Source organism: Vibrio sp. 10N.247.311.14 (assembly GCF_041467715.1).
Lineage (GTDB): Bacteria > Pseudomonadota > Gammaproteobacteria > Enterobacterales > Vibrionaceae > Vibrio > Vibrio crassostreae_C.
The window spans coordinates 23,908-39,705 of sequence record NZ_JBFSVE010000038.1; the positions used below are offsets into that span (position 1 = coordinate 23,908).

General features: G+C 45.2%; 14 protein-coding genes. 4 read left to right on the forward strand and 10 right to left on the reverse strand.

Features of this window, described 5'->3' with window-relative positions; genetic code table 11:
* Positions 1 to 21 precede the first annotated feature (21 nt).
* The 5 genes from AB6F11_RS14570 to hinT all read right to left on the reverse strand — a co-directional run bounded on the left by AB6F11_RS14570 (position 22) and on the right by hinT (position 4,150).
* Positions 22 to 876 carry a phosphotransferase gene (locus tag AB6F11_RS14570; protein ID WP_017060224.1) on the reverse strand — a complete coding sequence of 285 codons (855 nt, stop codon included), beginning with the start codon at positions 874 to 876 and terminating at the stop codon, positions 22 to 24.
* A gap of 185 nt (positions 877 to 1,061) precedes the next feature.
* The gene (lpoB, locus tag AB6F11_RS14575) at positions 1,062 to 1,652 is read right to left on the reverse strand and encodes a penicillin-binding protein activator LpoB (protein WP_017060223.1); all 591 of its coding nucleotides are present in this window, start codon (positions 1,650 to 1,652) and stop codon (positions 1,062 to 1,064) included.
* A gap of 86 nt (positions 1,653 to 1,738) precedes the next feature.
* The gene (locus tag AB6F11_RS14580) at positions 1,739 to 2,122 is read right to left on the reverse strand and encodes a YcfL family protein (protein ID WP_017060222.1); all 384 of its coding nucleotides are present in this window, start codon (positions 2,120 to 2,122) and stop codon (positions 1,739 to 1,741) included.
* On the reverse strand, positions 2,122 to 3,513 hold the full coding sequence (locus AB6F11_RS14585) for a COG3014 family protein (protein ID WP_017065296.1): 1,392 nt from the start codon (positions 3,511 to 3,513) through the stop codon (positions 2,122 to 2,124). Before AB6F11_RS14585 ends, AB6F11_RS14580 begins: the two co-directional genes overlap by 1 nt.
* Before the next feature lie 286 nt (positions 3,514 to 3,799).
* The gene (gene hinT / locus AB6F11_RS14590; protein WP_017060220.1) at positions 3,800 to 4,150 is read right to left on the reverse strand and encodes a purine nucleoside phosphoramidase; all 351 of its coding nucleotides are present in this window, start codon (positions 4,148 to 4,150) and stop codon (positions 3,800 to 3,802) included.
* A gap of 277 nt (positions 4,151 to 4,427) precedes the next feature.
* Between hinT and AB6F11_RS14595 the strand changes: the two genes are divergently transcribed.
* Entirely contained in the window at positions 4,428 to 6,419 is a 1,992-nt protein-coding gene (locus AB6F11_RS14595; RefSeq protein WP_102398038.1) for a methyl-accepting chemotaxis protein, read from the forward strand.
* A 197-nt stretch (positions 6,420 to 6,616) separates the two neighbouring features.
* On the forward strand, positions 6,617 to 7,783 hold the full coding sequence (locus tag AB6F11_RS14600; RefSeq protein WP_017060218.1) for a DUF1887 family protein: 1,167 nt from the start codon (positions 6,617 to 6,619) through the stop codon (positions 7,781 to 7,783).
* Positions 7,784 to 7,996: 213 nt separating this feature from the next.
* Here the strand turns inward: AB6F11_RS14600 and udp are convergent, their stop codons facing one another.
* From udp to AB6F11_RS14620, 4 genes are all read right to left on the reverse strand, one after another.
* Entirely contained in the window at positions 7,997 to 8,755 is a 759-nt protein-coding gene (gene udp, locus AB6F11_RS14605; RefSeq protein ID WP_017065292.1) for a uridine phosphorylase, read from the reverse strand.
* Positions 8,756 to 9,037: 282 nt separating this feature from the next.
* A complete protein-coding gene (locus AB6F11_RS14610; protein WP_102398039.1) occupies positions 9,038 to 11,395 on the reverse strand; it encodes a zinc/cadmium/mercury/lead-transporting ATPase in 2,358 nt (785 codons plus the stop codon).
* A 153-nt stretch (positions 11,396 to 11,548) separates the two neighbouring features.
* Positions 11,549 to 13,012 (reverse strand): MATE family efflux transporter, encoded by a 1,464-nt coding sequence (locus AB6F11_RS14615; protein WP_017065289.1) that lies wholly within the window; start codon positions 13,010 to 13,012, stop codon positions 11,549 to 11,551.
* A gap of 171 nt (positions 13,013 to 13,183) precedes the next feature.
* Positions 13,184 to 13,600: a CBS domain-containing protein gene (locus AB6F11_RS14620; RefSeq protein WP_017060213.1), complete on the reverse strand. Its 417-nt coding sequence runs from the start codon at positions 13,598 to 13,600 to the stop codon at positions 13,184 to 13,186.
* Between the two features lie 302 nt (positions 13,601 to 13,902).
* Between AB6F11_RS14620 and AB6F11_RS14625 the strand changes: the two genes are divergently transcribed.
* Complete coding sequence (locus tag AB6F11_RS14625) at positions 13,903 to 14,136, forward strand: hypothetical protein (protein WP_017060212.1); 234 nt, start codon at positions 13,903 to 13,905, stop codon at positions 14,134 to 14,136.
* A 178-nt stretch (positions 14,137 to 14,314) separates the two neighbouring features.
* On the forward strand, positions 14,315 to 14,611 hold the full coding sequence (locus AB6F11_RS14630; protein ID WP_029235295.1) for a hypothetical protein: 297 nt from the start codon (positions 14,315 to 14,317) through the stop codon (positions 14,609 to 14,611).
* A 97-nt stretch (positions 14,612 to 14,708) separates the two neighbouring features.
* Here AB6F11_RS14630 and AB6F11_RS14635 read toward each other — a convergent pair whose 3' ends face one another.
* Positions 14,709 to 15,695, reverse strand: coding sequence for a glycosyl transferase family protein (locus AB6F11_RS14635; RefSeq protein ID WP_081324522.1), 987 nt, complete (start codon positions 15,693 to 15,695; stop codon positions 14,709 to 14,711).
* Between the last annotated feature and the right edge of the window lie 103 nt (positions 15,696 to 15,798).

A 15,798-nucleotide genomic window follows, 5' to 3' on the forward strand; every position in this document is an offset into this window, starting at 1 on the left:
TTTCACTTCCTAAACGTGATCCTAGCTACATAAAGTGTGACTCAGAGCCTCCGCTTCACGCAGATAACTTTCATCGCCCCAAAGCTGATGAGCAAGTAAATACCATAGCATCGCCATCATCTGGCTTCTTGGTAACCATGCTTCTACACCATCAAGCCAAGGCTGAACATCATGGATTCCTCGCAGCTGACAGTACTTCTCAACCGCTTCTGTGACTGGCGCGCCAGCAACCGCAATGGTTAATGTCAAATCGAGCCTAGGGTCTGCGAGCGCAGCGTATTCCCAATCAATAATCTTAATGCAGTCACTGTTTCTCACTAGGTTATAACCACCTAAGTCAAAATGGCACAAAGACAGGTCAACATTGGTAATACTCGGAGCCACGCGCCACTCTTGATAAATCTTAGTGCAGGCTTCGGTCTTATGAATCGCATCAAGCTGCAGCCAGTAATGGTCGACTCGCGCCGTGAAACTGAATGGTTGCAGTGGTAATCGCGCAGTATTAACCAGATGAACAGAGATCAGCGTTTTCAACAGGTCATCGAGTTCTAGATCTTCGTAAAGTGTCTCACCCGCAATCCACTCAACCAGTAACCCCTGCTCATTCACTACCATTGGGCTTGGCCCGATACCGAGTCGCTCAATGGCAGACAGCACTTGGTACTCTTCATGGCGAGAAATGAAGAACGCTTTGGTGATAGGTGTGGTTGGCCGCCAAACATACGCAGTACCATCGGCATCGACCAACTTCCAACATCGATTGGTCAAACCGCCTGTTAATGTCTGTGCTCTAACTGGAGGCTCAGAAAAGTAACCGTCAAGCGAACTCAAACTGGTATCAAGAAGCTTAGCCTCAGACCAAGAAAAAATTGCCATATTTACTCCCTATAAACGTCTTCATTCCCTACAAAAAAGACACTGACCAAAAGCCAGTGTCTCTTCATAAACAGCACATCATGCACTGCATTGGCGTGTGACCACGCTATACGCTGTCAAGATTAAGCGCTGCCAATACTAGACATTGTCAAATCCGGCTGCGCATAGTTGGCAAGTAAGCGAAATTAAAGGCCTAGTAGGCTCTTAGATTGTTGCTTACGGATTTCAGTCTCGTCAGCCCATTCAATCAAGCCAGACTCAAGATCCATTAGACGCATCGTCATTTTGTAGTATACGTCTTCATCGCTACCCGCTTTCTTAACGATGCTTGATAGGTTGCCGTACAGCATGTACTGAGCACCAACCATTTTACCGAATTGAATCGCTGAACTTTGGTTTACAAGCTCATCGTTGTTTTGGAAGTTCAATTGGTCACGAACAGACTCTACACGGTCCATATCAACGAAACGGAACTTACCAGAGTTCAGCATCTTAGTACTGATAGTGTCAGTGATTGACTCAGTATCGATGTGCTCACTTGTTTTGTTCTTGATTCGCTCTACAAACACGATTGGACGCTGTTCACGAGTAATGTAAGACACAGAACCAGACGCCATCATGCTATCGACCATTTCACCCGCAATCGTTTGAAGGTCAGTTGAACCGAAATCGATTGTCGTGGTTTCTACTGCTTGTGCATCACCGTAGCTTACCTTGTTTGAACAACCGCCTAAAATAACCGCTAAACCTAGTAGCGCAATGACACTCTTTTTCATTTTGTTTCCTCAACTTATCACTGAGCGGGGTTACCCACACTCTTAAATTCTTGTATTTACGAATCATGAGACCCGTTTAATCTAACTTACTGCTCTCGGAACTGGACTCTGAACTGAGTCGCTTTCGGGTTTACCGACACTTCCGACAACGAAATACTTTCAAAACCACGAACAATCGCTTGCTTCCAAGGACCTTGTTTAAGGTTGACCTCAAGCCCGGCATCGTCGTACCAGTAAAAACGATAAAGAATATGTTGATCGCCTTTATAGTTACTGTTTAAACGAACGATTCCTCGCGTATGACCGTCGACCAGATCGGTGCGAATATCTTCAACCTGTAAACGGCTACCCAATACCTTGTCACCAAAGAAAACGTTCTGAGTCAGACTATCGACCCTTACGCCAGCTGTATTATCAGCACAACCAGCTAGAGCCATAACCGCTGCTAAGCTCACTAACCACTTTTTCATTACAGCCTCCCTAGCTGTTTATGCCACATTGTTGCGTTATTCCCTTGTCGAGAAATCCAAACCAAGGTGGTCTGCCCTTCTCGAATATCAAAGTCATACGTTTTAGCGCCCGCTTCTAACGTATATTGACCGCTATTTGCTACAAACGTACTGCTCTTAATCTCTGCAGGTAATGATTGCCAACTGCGAGTGTCTGGTTGCTCTGTCAGTGTGTTCCACACGTTGAACAGAATATTACCGACATCATCGCCTTTGGTTGCTTCTTTTCGAATGCGATCTTTCGCGACTACACGTAGCGCTTGGCGAATAACAATGCTTGTCATACGTTCCGATAGATCGTTCTGCGCCATCGCGTTTACATCAGTGATCAAATGTTCTTGTAGCGGCTGTCCGCTGATTCGCAAGGCAGAAAAACGCTCTACGTTTTGACTTGGGTAATATGGCAGCGCAAGAGAGTATATTGCCCCCTGATCGCGACTGTCATAAACAGGCAAATCCAGTCGCCAACTGTCCATAGCTTGCACAGCGCTCTGCTCTTGAAGAACAATCACTCGCCCTTCACCTGCACTAAGTTTAGAAGATTGCTTATAGCGTTTTTCTAATGTTGCTAAATCTTGTCGCATCCCTAAACGAGCGGCTGTTGCCATGGTTCTATCGATGATTTCTTGGTTATCTGGCATCACAGCCAAAGCACGACGATAGTCAACGTAGGCGCTGTTTAAATCATTTGACGCTTCATAAAGCAGACCAGACAAGAACATCAGATACGCATTCTGTACTGACTGCAGTTTCTTACCCGCATCAGGGTAATTGGCAAGGATGCTACCCACATTGGCAGACAAGCCTTGCTTCTTCGCATCGCTGGCTGCTTTGTCTAACTCAGCCTCGCGTTGCTTCTTCGCTTGTTCTTGAACTTGGTTGGCGCGACGCATTTCGATCACCGCACCTTCTAAATCGTTTTTCTTGAGGTAATTTAAACCGAGATACAGATGAAGAAAGCCCAACTCGTAATCGGCTGGCACATACTCGGTAATATTGTCATTCACAGCTAACGCACCCACACTGGTTGCACTGTCTGAGATTGAGATCACGGCTTTGCGTTGCTGCTCAGTAACCGCCTGATCAGCCACTTCAAACGAAGCCTTACTCTCAGGGTATTTTTGATCCAGCAGATTAATTCTGCCTCTTTCAAAGTTATCAAGGATGTCGCCTGCCGCGTAATCTGGTAGCTCTTGCTGAGCCTCTGAATAATCTCCAGATTTAACGGCTTGGTAGATCGCTTTGTTTTGTGCGCTGTAATGACTGAACAGGCTTCCTGCAGACATACTCGCACAACCTACGGTCAACGCCGATAACAGGGCAATGGAAGCGAATCTAAACTGTTGCTTCACTTATCGTCTCCGTGCATGTTTAAAATGCCTACTTTATTAGGGTCTGCTGACCTTTAATGGTCTCATTATCAAAACGAAACGCGTTGTAAAAAGGATCTCAAGCCAGTTGAAACCCTACTGATTTAGCCTCTGCCTAGGCGATGCCGATGTTCAGACAACAGATAGAACTTAAAGTTGGCATACAAACTACAAATTTTCCAACTAACTACTTGTGTTAACCCACTAATGAGCGCGTTTAAACTAGCTCATTAACTCGTTAGCTTTTCATTAGCTCATTAACTTTTTATTAGCTCATTAATAGGGGGCCAAGTGGACGGCCGCCAACCAAGTGCATGTGAATATGATAAACCTCTTGGCCACCGTGAGAGTTACAGTTCACGATAAGACGATAGCCATCTTCTGCAATGCCCTCTTCTTTTGCTAACTTGCGAGCAACAGTAAACATGCGCCCCATCATCGCTTCATCTTGGACTTCAACATCGTTAGTTGTCGGAATCAGCTTGTTTGGGATGATTAGGATATGGCTTGGCGCGCGAGGGTTAATATCGCGAAATGCGGTTACTAAATCGTCTTGGTATAGTAGATCTGCTGGGATTTCTTTGTTGATGATCTTAGTAAAAATGGTTTCTTCAGCCATGTTTCTCTCCGATAAAACATTTATTTTTTAATGCTTTGAGTATGCGCTATGCCGCATCAAACCACAATAAATCTGCTTTAAAGCATAATAAAAAACACCGTTCAAATCAAAGAAAACGAGCCTTAGCTCTCAAGAATGGCATGTTGGTTATAACTGAGCGCTATTTTTGACGTGTGCGTCATAAAATGCGTAAGCCGAGCTCAATAGAATGCTGATAATTTTGTTAGTTTTACTTTGACCTGACATTAGGTCTGCATTTTTATTTAGGGAGAAAGCCATGAAGGGATCTGTGATCAAGCGTATGTACGCTGGTTTCGCACTGATCATCATCATGTTCGCAGTCACGATAACCATCATGATGAACAGCATGAATCAGATACACAGCAATTTTGAGAGTGTCTCAGAAACCTCATTACCACTTGTCGCGCTTTCAAATCAAACGAGTGTTCAATTGCTTTCTGCTGATAAGTCATTCAAAGATTTCTTAACCACACAAAACGCTGAACGCATGTCTGCAATGCGTACAGAATTTGCTGCATCACAAAACTCGTTTTCAGAAGTTCTCGGTAGTTTAGAAGCGGCAAGCCAAAACAATGCTTCACTTGTTGAACGTATCGCGCAATTAAGAGCAATGGAAGAACGCTACTTCGCCGAAGCTGACGAAGCGATGAACAACTACGTCGCGATGTTCGAAGCACAAGAACAAGTACAAAAAGCGTCTCGTGACTTCCAACGCTTACATTCAGAATTAACCGTTGGTATGAAAGAGTACGTTGCCGACCAAAAAAGCATCTCTGTAAAAGTGATGGCAAAGAGCTACTTCATCAAACTGCAAAACGCAGAAGTTATTACCTCTGATGCACTTGCTAGCTCTGATGTTGCCTTCGTTCAAAAAGCCCTTAACCAAAACAAAAAGGCCGTTACTCATCTTAACTACGCTTATCGAGGTCTATCAACACAACTACCAGCACTTAAAAATGTCTTCGATGAGTCGGTTCAGAAGTTCACCAAAGACGTTGGTCAGAAAGGTGGCGTACTAGACAAACACAATAACTACCTACAAGCCAAACAAGCGTTGTACGTGAACATCGCTAACCTAGCTCTAGAAGTTGACCAAGCGATGGCTGTTTTGGACTCATTCAACGTGACCGCTGAAGAGCAACTTAACTCATCACTCGCTGACGCAAGCAGCATCTACGACAAAGGCCTATTCAACGCGATTGCCATTGGCATTGTTGTGACTGTGTTCGCTGCTGCGATTGGTTACCACATTGCACACAGCGTACGAGAGCCATTAACTCGCATCCTCGGTACATTAGAAGGTCTAACTGAAGGTGATATGACTCAGCGTATCGATATTCGCTACGACAACGAATTCAGCCGCGTGAGCCGTCACATCAACACCTTGGCTGACAACCTGCACAATATCCTTGTGAAGTTGAATGATGCTTCAGATGACTTAACTAAGACTGCAAGCGTCAACCAGAAGACGTCATCTGAAACGCAGGCTCAATTGAACAGCCAACGTGAGCAAACCGCGACTGTTGCGACCGCAATGACAGAGATGTCTCATTCTGTACAAGAAGTGGCGAACAGCGCGCAAAGCTCACTCACCATGGTTCAACAAGTAGAATCGGCTTCTGAGTCTGGTCGTCAGATCATGAACACCAACATCAGCACCATTAATCAGCTTGAAGTTCGCCTTACTGAATCAGTGGGCGCTGTAGGCGAGCTACAACAGATGAGTAGCCAGATTGGTTCAATCCTTGACGTTATTCGTGGTATTGCTGAACAGACCAACCTACTTGCACTTAATGCGGCAATCGAAGCAGCGCGTGCAGGTGAACAAGGTCGTGGTTTTGCAGTCGTTGCCGATGAAGTACGAGTGCTAGCACAGAAGACCACTCAATCAACCTCTGAAATCGAGACTATGATCAGCAATCTGCAATCAAGCTCGAAAACGGCAAGCAACGTTATTGAAAGCTGTATGAGCGATATGGACATGTCGGTTCAACAAGCTTCAAGTGCAAACAGTGCGATGGAAGAGATCCAAGCCTTGATTCTAGAGATCAGCCACATGAGTACACACATCTCTCAAGCAGCCGCTGAGCAGAGTGAAACGTCTGGTGATATTGCACGCAACATCGAAGACATCAACCATATCGCAGATAAGAGTTACCAAGCGATGTCTTCAATTGCAGAAGCCAGCCAAAACCTAACAATTTTGGCGAATCAGCAAGGTGATTTAGTACATCAATTCAAACTATAGATAAATGAAGAATCGATAGATATTTAGTGAGATTGTTGAGACTTCTTACCCAATAGTGGTAACTAATTGAGCTAGGGCAACTTTTATCAAGGGTTGCCCTTGTTTTTTATGAGCTTTGTCATTATATGATTATTAAGGCTTGCTGCTTCCCGTTTTTTCTTTCACCTTTATGAGCGAGCCGCTATTAAGGAATTTATATGGCTGTTCATGTTGGCATTATCGATCAAGACCCCATTCGCTTGCTCACCCCATTACTTGATAACCGAACGGTCAGCACCCACATCGTGTTTATCGGCGACAAGAATCAAGTCAGTATGTACAAACGTTTAGACAGCGTTTTGCATAAGCGCGACATTACGAGTGAGTTTTTCGAAATTCCGACCATCGTAAATACGTCCGTCATTAAAGAATCTATCCAAACCCTTGCCGAAGACCTCAAAGCACGCGGTCAAGAAGTGAAGCTCAACGCAAGTTGTGGCCTTCGTCACCGCCTACTTTCTGTGTACGAAGTATTCCGTACTTACCACTGGCCAATCTTCGTGGTTGAACCAAACAGTGACAAGCTGTGTTGGTTGTACCCAAATGGTAAAGAAGATGCACAAGTTCAAGACCGCATCACCATCGACGACTACCTGACTGTGTTCGGTGCTCGCGGTGAATTCAGCGATGTTCAGCTGTCTCCGCAACTGGATCAGAAACTTTATGAACTGGGTGAACGTTGGGCAAGTAACGCACTCGAACTAGGCCCTGGCCTTGCGACATTGAACTACCTAGCAACGACCTGCCGTAAAGAACAAAAACTTGATGTAGGTCTATCTGAGAAGCAACAAGGCTATCGCGAGCTCAACATGCTGTTGAGCGATTTGGTTGAAGCTAAAATTGCGACTTACGACAATGGTATTTTGACCTTTGCCAACGAAGACGCGCGCCGCTTCTCAAACGGTGAATGGCTTGAAACATTGGTTCACAGCACAGTTAAGCAGATCCAAGATGACATGCCGACCATTCAAGACCGTTCTTTGAATGTTCAGGTATACCGTCAACTGGGTGAACGTGAGGTTCGTAACGAGCTTGATGTTGCCTCTGTGGTGAACAATAAGCTGCACATCATCGAATGTAAGACCAAAGGCATGCGTGATGATGGTGATGACACCTTGTACAAACTGGAATCGCTTAGAGACCTGCTAGGTGGCCTACAAGCACGTGCAATGTTAGTGAGCTTCCGCCCTCTTCGCCATAACGACATCACACGAGCTGAAGATCTTGGCCTTGCATTGATTGGCCCTGACGAATTGAAAGATCTTAAAACACACCTAACGGCATGGTTTACAGCTGCGGGTGGCAGTGAAGATCTAGAGTGCTAAAAACCAATAAGCTCATGAGAACTCAATGCTCTTAAGCAGATTGTTAAAAAGGCGAATGACGATTAAATCACTCGCCTTTTTTGTTGTCTGTTTTCTCTATTGATTACTTTCAGACGGCACAAAAAAATGGCCGCATCATACGATGCGGCCATTTTCAAAATTTAATGTCACTTGAAGACTTAATGCTCTCTAAAACTCAGAGCACTTTAAGACTTAAAGCATTTTACGAGCGGCTTCTACAACCACTTTGATTGAACGTGCTTCTGTTACTTTTAGAGTGTCGTGATCAGGCGTCTCTTTTTGAGTACGGTTGATGATTACACCAGCAACACAACCTGCTTTCAGACCAGAACTTGCACACATAGTTAGCAGTGTTGCAGATTCCATCTCGAAGTTTAGAACGCCCATGTCTTGCCATTCTTGCATAGAGCCTTGGAAGCGCTTAACAACGCGACCAGAGAACGTGTCGTAACGCTCTTGACCTGGGTAGAACGTATCGCTTGATGCCGTTACGCCCATGTGAACTGTTGCACCTGATTCATCAACTGCCGCTTTCATTGCTGTTGCAACTTCAAAGTCAGCCACTGCTGGGAACTCCATAGGAGCAAAGTGTAGGCTAGCGCCGTCTAGACGAACAGAACCTGTAGAAACAATCATGTCACCCACGTTTACGTGAGGTTGGATAGCACCAGTCGTACCAACACGTAGGAAAGTGCGAACACCAAGTTGAGCAAGCTCTTCAACTGCGATAGAAGTCGATGGACCACCAATACCTGTTGAACATACAACAACTGGTTTGCCGTCTAGCTCTGCGCGGTAAAGCGTGTATTCACGGTGACTAGCAAGGAATACTGGGTTCTCCATCTCTTCTGCAATTTTTTGCACACGAGCAGGATCACCAGGGATGATCGCAAGAGTAGCACCGTTAAGATCTGCTTCAGTAACACCTAAGTGGAAAACAGCTTGAGACATAGTTCGCTCCTTTTGGCTTATTGGGCTTTTTACCCTTATTTAAGCTCATAGTAAATTCGTGGGGTACGAACACACTCTAACCAAGCTCATTACAAAATGAAGTGACACATGTCACATGAATGATCGCAACAATAATTCTAGTTTCACAAAAAACCGATTGGCATCACAAAAATAAGCAATCCGCACGCCTATGTTGCATACTAATGAGACAAAAAGCGCCTTTAACGTATTACCGCTAAAGGCGCTTTTATATTAAGAATGCTCTATGTCGGTGAGCTCGATTTAGTCCGCTTTAGATTTAAATCGAAGCAGACGCAATGCGTTCAATGTCACCAATGCAGTTGCACCACTATCCGCTAAAACTGCCACCCACAAACCGGTAATACCTAACAAGCTTGTCACCAAGAATACGACCTTCAAACCAAGCGCAAGGGCTACGTTTTGACGGATGTTGTTCATGGTCGCTTGCGACAGTTCAATCATCGCTGGCAGCTCAGTTAAACGGTTATGAGTCAGTGCTGAATCCGCCGTTTCCAAAGCGACATCCGTACCACCACCCATTGCGATGCCGACATTCGCCGTTTTCATTGCTGGTGCATCATTAATGCCATCACCGACCATCGCCACGTGCGACTGTTGAGATAACTCCTCAACGTAAGATACCTTGTCGCTTGGCAATAGGCTTGCCTTGTACTGCATACCAATCTTGCTACTGATCGCTGCTGCACTGCGCGGATTATCGCCGGTCAACATGATAGATTGAATACCTAATTCATTAAGTCGTTCAATCGCAAGCTTAGCGTCACTGCGTAACGTATCTTGCCAAGCAATCAGACCAATCACCGTCGTAGCTTGCTCTGTTGATTCTTCTTGATCTTTAACCTCAAGAGCAACCACAACCGTCTTGCCCTCACCTTCTAATGCTTCTACCTGAGAAACCACATCGGCACCAAGTTCGAACGTGACTTTAGACGGTGACAGAACCTGATACCTAACACCATCAACATCCCCTTCAACACCACTACCAATCAACGCTTTCTTGTTGTGTGATTCAGGAATCTCAATATTCAGGTCTTTTACTTTAGCGACAAGTGACTGCGCCAACGGGTGAGTAGAGCCAACTTCAATCGCCCCAACCACACGCAGCATCGCGTCTTGTTGCCACCCCGATAGAGGTTGAATATCCGTAACCTGAGGCTTACCTTCGGTCAGTGTGCCTGTCTTATCGAAGGCGATGGTTTGGATTTTACCAAGCTGCTCTAGCGCTGCGCCGCCTTTAATGAGCGCGCCACGTTTCGCTGCTGCTGCTAAGCCAGAGGTAATCGCTGCAGGAGTCGAGATAACCAAGGCACACGGACAAGCAATCAACAATAGCGCTAGGCCACGGTAAACCCATGTTTCCCATGGCTGCGCAAACAACAATGGTGGTGTGATGATGACCAACAGAGCCACTACCATCATTAACGGTGTGTACCAACGGCTGAACTTATCGAGGAATCGCTCTAGTGGTGCTTTACGAGACTCTGCTTCTTCAATCAGATGAAGAATGCGATCGATCGCGTTCTCACCCTGTTTTGAAGTGATGGTGATACGAACCACTTTATCGACCACCACAGCGCCAGCCATGATGCTATTGCCTTCGATGTGTTCAACAGGAACAGATTCACCGGTTAACGCACTTTCATCAAAGCTTGCCGCGTCTGTAATCAATTGGCCGTCAGCAGGTAAACGAGAGCCCGCGGCCACTTCAATCACATCACCTGGAACCAGTTCACTGACTGCTACTTCTACACGCTCGCCGTTGATGATCTTAGTCGCGTTTTCTGGTACCAATGCCATTAGCGCTTGAACGCCACTTCTTGCTCTTGATGAAGCAAACGCTTCTAAGCGCTCACCAATCAAGAACAACAATAGAACCATCGCTGCTTCCGCAGTTTCGCCAAGGTACAAAGCACCCAGCGCGGCAACACTCATTAAGGTTTCAATAGCAAACGGTGTACCTGAACGCGCCAGCTGAACCGCTTTCTTCGCCACCGGATATAAACCAAGCAGACAAGTTACCGTAAACAAGCCTTCGCTTAATTGAGGAGAGGTACTTTTCAGAAGCGCCGCAAACAGCATTGCCGCTGCAATCGCGATAATCTGTAAATTAGGTTGGATATAAGCTTGCCAAAAAGTCTCAGGTTGTTGTTTTTCTTTCTTTGAACCGACTTCCGTAAGAGGGAAACCCGTTTTGATAGAGACCTGTTCAATGGTGTCAGCAATGCTTTCATTATCGAATTTCACAACCAGCTTTTCGGTAGCAAAGAGAACCTTCGCTTGAATAACACCGTCAATATTGCTGATCGCGTTTTCTATTTTTCTTGCACAAGCTGGGCAGTCCATTCCGGCAACCAGCCAACTTTTCGAAAATTTGGCATCGAGAGATAAAGTTGAGGACTGACTGTCTTCTTCTCCACTGTCCGACGAGCTACAACAATCATCTCCAGACGATGACGGAGCAGCAGAAGAGCTACAACAACCAGATGAAGTGCCTGCTGCTGTGATGCTTGAAATTTTAGGGCTAGAGCAACTTGCTCCTGCCGCTTGAGGTTGAACGTCCACTTTTGCTGAGCGGCACGCTGCATGTTTTGCGCACATAATGTATCTCCTTAATACTCAAAAGCCTTGAGGTTGTTGCTAACTCACGAGCAACAGAACCTTAAGTTCATCAAAAGTATAAACCTTGGAGGCTACTCCAAGGTCAAGAAGAAGTTTTCAAGAAAACAAAAATATTATGCCAGCGCCGATGGCTTACTGAGATTTAAGCTCCGCACACTCTTCACGGTTCGCCGATACATCATCAATAAGCACCGCATCGTGTGAACAGAATGGCTGTGTGTTTAGGCTGACAATCGACACATCGTCTTCCACTGGATCAACTTGAGATCCTTGCATCAGTTCAGCGATATGATGTCGAAGCACCAAGATACCTAAAATTCCGAACAGAACATTACCCAAAGCTTGACCATAAAGAACACCCAAAGCGCCATACCATTGCGAACCTAGATATACGAACGGCAGAGTACCTAACGTGGCTTTGCCCAAATTCAATGCTGTCGAGTAAAGCGGTTTACCTAGGTTGTTGAAAGACGTGTTGGCAACAAATAGTGCACCGTTAAAGGTGAAGGTTAACGCCACATAGGTACAGAAAGCCGCCACAATGATTGCTGCATCACCTTGTAAGCTAAAGCCTTGAATGACATAACCTTGAACGAAGTACAACAGAATACAAACAGCGATGGTGTATGCCGTAGTAACCAGCAATGAGTTATTGAGCGTTTCTTTTACTCGGTCCATGCGTTCAGCACCAAAGTTCTGACCAATGATTGGCCCCACAGCGCCAGACAAGGCAAAGATAACCGCAAAACAAACTGGCGTCAGACGACCTATCACGGCAAAGCCCGCGACAAAATCCTCACCATATTGTGCGATACCCGTTGTTACAATCGCATTACCGATAGGCGTTGCGGTATTGGTGATAATCGCAGGCAGCGCAATCGCCAATATTGGTCGAATATTAATGCGCCATTGCACAAAAGAAGGCGGAGCTACCAGCTGATGGCTGCGAATAAGAGGATAAAGCGAAAAGAATAGCACCGAGAAACGAGCGACAACCGAAGCGATAGCCGCCCCTTCGATGTTCCAACCAAAACCAAAAATAAACAGAGGATCGAGAATCGCGTTAACAATGCCGCCAGACAAAGTTGCCCACATCGAACGCTTAGCATCACCTGCCGCTCTTAAGCCCGCACCCGCTGCCATCGCTAACGCCAAAAATGGACCACTAGGTAGCAAAATCTGTAGGTAAGCTTGAGCGCGTTCGGCTGCAATGCCTTTGGCGCCTATCGCGGCTAGCAGCTCTGGAATATAAGCGAACATAATTGCAGTTATGGTTGAACTGATAACAAACGCAGTCAGCATGATACTGGTGCTTAGGTTTCGAGCGTGCTCTTGATTCTTAGAGCCGATGGCTTTGGACACTAATGCGCCCATGGCAATGGAAGTACCGATAGAAACGGAGGTAGAAAAGAAAGTCAGCGTACCTGCAAAGCCTACCGCAGCAGCCAATTCAACCTGTCCGAGCATACTGATAAACAGCATGTCGAGCAGATCGACCACAAATAACGCCATCAAACCGACAGAGCCAGCCCCCGACATCACCAATATGTGGCGCATCGTTGAACCTTCAACAAACTTTGCCGTTTGATTTGACATGAAACCTCCAAAAGTTGGAATACCCAAGAGCTAAAGCCTAATCAGCTGTTCAACTGGCTAGGGATCCAAAAAGAAAGGATCGACCAAGAAAAGCGCTATACAGAAAAAAGGCGCTAGTGCGCCTTTTTTCAATTGAGAGTATTGAGAAAAATAATCGTTCTTAACACGCTACTATACCTGATGTTTGAAGCATTCTTCCAAGTTCTTGCCAATTGCTCTCAAAACATCAGTTCTGGTGATAATACCCACCAGTTTTCGATTATCGATCACAGGGTATGCTTTAGGTTTTCCAACCTGCATCATGTCCGCCAATTCAATAATGGATAAGTCAGGTGACACCGACAGCACTTCTTGGTACATACAGTCACCCACAAGGTGTGTGTCTTGGCAGAAGTAACTGACCTTCACAAGTTTCTCGAGTAAATCCTGCTCTGAAAGGAAGCCAATCACTTGTTCGTTATCATCGATTACGGGCCCACCCATATGGTGGCTACGCATCACTTTGTCTAACGCTAGACTTAACGGCATATCAGGAGTAAATGTCACAACCTGCTGCGTCATGTAATCTTTCACTTTAATAGAATGCATTGCGTTCTCCCTAAATACTTTGCGTCATATATTTTCTATCTTGTTAAGTTAATTGTTGTCTAAAATCTTGATTTTACTAAATGGATTTCAACAATTTTATTGATAGGCAAAACCTAACAAGACAAAAAAGTGAGACAAACAAAGGGTTGAGCACGTTTTCGAACGCCAGAAAAAAGAAAAAAAAGAGCCCTTACAAAGCCTTACTTTCCCTTGCTTAACCTTACTTAGCCGAGCTAGCCTGCGTAAATAAACCCTGTAATCTTCACCTCACTAATAATTAGAAATCCCGTTTTAGGAAGTTTATGCAACACGACAACAACATGTACGCGTATATTTACGCAGGTAACGACGGCACAGAAAACACACTCATCGCCACTATCGATAATCAAGAAAAACCGCTGATATCAAGCTGCGTTGATGAGATAAAACGCATGTCATGCTTAGCCATTGATTTAGCAGCAAAACACGACCTAAAAGTGAAGCTGGTGAAATATCAAAGAGAACAAGAGATCGACTTCGGCCTATTCGTTAAATAGTGAATCCGACACTGATTTGGTTAATCACGAACTGGCAGCCACAGTAGCAATAGCAAAGCATTAGCAAGCGCAATAGCCGTGAATGGCTGCCGAATTCGACCTGACAAGCCTAACGGGTAAAGGCTATAATGATCAGACGGCGCCCTTGCCGATTTTCATTGTCCAAATACGGTTTACTATGTCTTCCCAAACCCCACCTAAAACGTATCTAACGAATTCCTTATCTAAGTTAAAAAGCTACTTTAGTGAGTTATTGGATTTCCAATCACGCATTTGGGTGGTTCATATCTTTGAAGACTCTATTACCGATCAGTCGTTTGTGATTAATGAAGATGGCTTTAAAGAACCGCTAGAGTGGATGAAAAAACGTGATTACCAAGCGAGAATGCTTGATCGTGTTGATAAGATGAAAATCTCACAGGTGATTGAGATTCAGTTCGAAGACAAAATGCATCGCTTGATGCGAGTGAAGTAGCTTTATTGTTTGGGTGTTCACGAAAAGCCCTTGCTAGAAATCAAGTATAAAAAGGCCAGCGCTCGCTGACCTTCTCTCATTGATTACAAACCACCATCTAACGCGCACAATACTCATGCCACAGGCGCACCGCTTTCTGGTATGCCTCAGTTTTATCGTGCGTTTCTGCAAAGAGAATGGCTGTCATGCTGTCGACAACGGTATTCGCCATTAGCGCCATATCTTCAGCCGATGTGCCAAGTACACATTGACTAGGAAGTGGCAGCTCTAGGTTCATCATCTCTTCCCAGTAGAACGATTCGACTTTGTCAGGAGAGCTCATCCATACCGTTTGGCTAACTTTAGGATTATATTCCGACTCACCGTTCATCCCTTTGAATGAAATCACCGAGTGGGATTTATTTCCGATAACATGCTCAACTTCCGCATGAAGTTGTGGAAAGCCAGGATGGAAACTGCCACGCAGACCTAAACGGCCACCACCAGGATTCAATGCTCGAACTACCGTGTTAATTGGTGTTCTCAAACCGTAGCGGTGTTTCCAACCAATCATGGTTTGTGCTTCGGGCGCAAAGTTAGCTAGCGGTAAATAAGCAATGCCGTCTTGTTCAAGAATCGACTTAGCATGTTCAGGGCTCTCAGCACTTTGCACACCGACATCTTGCAAATGGCTTTCAACGTGCGTCCTACCGCTCGGCTTATCCATATAGCCATGCATTAACACTTTATAGCCATTGTCAGCTAAGATTTTTGCCGCCAACAAGTTCCAAGGCTTGCCACTGGCGTTATCGTTACGCTTACCTGCATAACACGGCCAATCAATATCAGCGCCTAAATCTGGCACTCGAGATTGAAACGCTTTTACAAAGCCAGCGATCTCTTCATTGGTTTCATTCTGCACACGAATCAACATCAGTAGCATAGCCATTTGGTCGTCACCGACTTCTCCGCTTAAATACTCATCCATGATGCGGTAGGCTTGTTCGAACGATAAAGGCTTACGCCCTCTTTCTCCTCGTCCAACTGTACGAATACACTCTAAAATACTACTCATTGATTGTTTATTCTCTTCCGTTGATATCAATAAAATTCGAATACACTTTCGATTCTATGATACCCACCGTGCATTGCAAAGCGATTCAGTTGCTCTCGACCGAATTACCAATACGCGGATTGGTGTTCTAAAA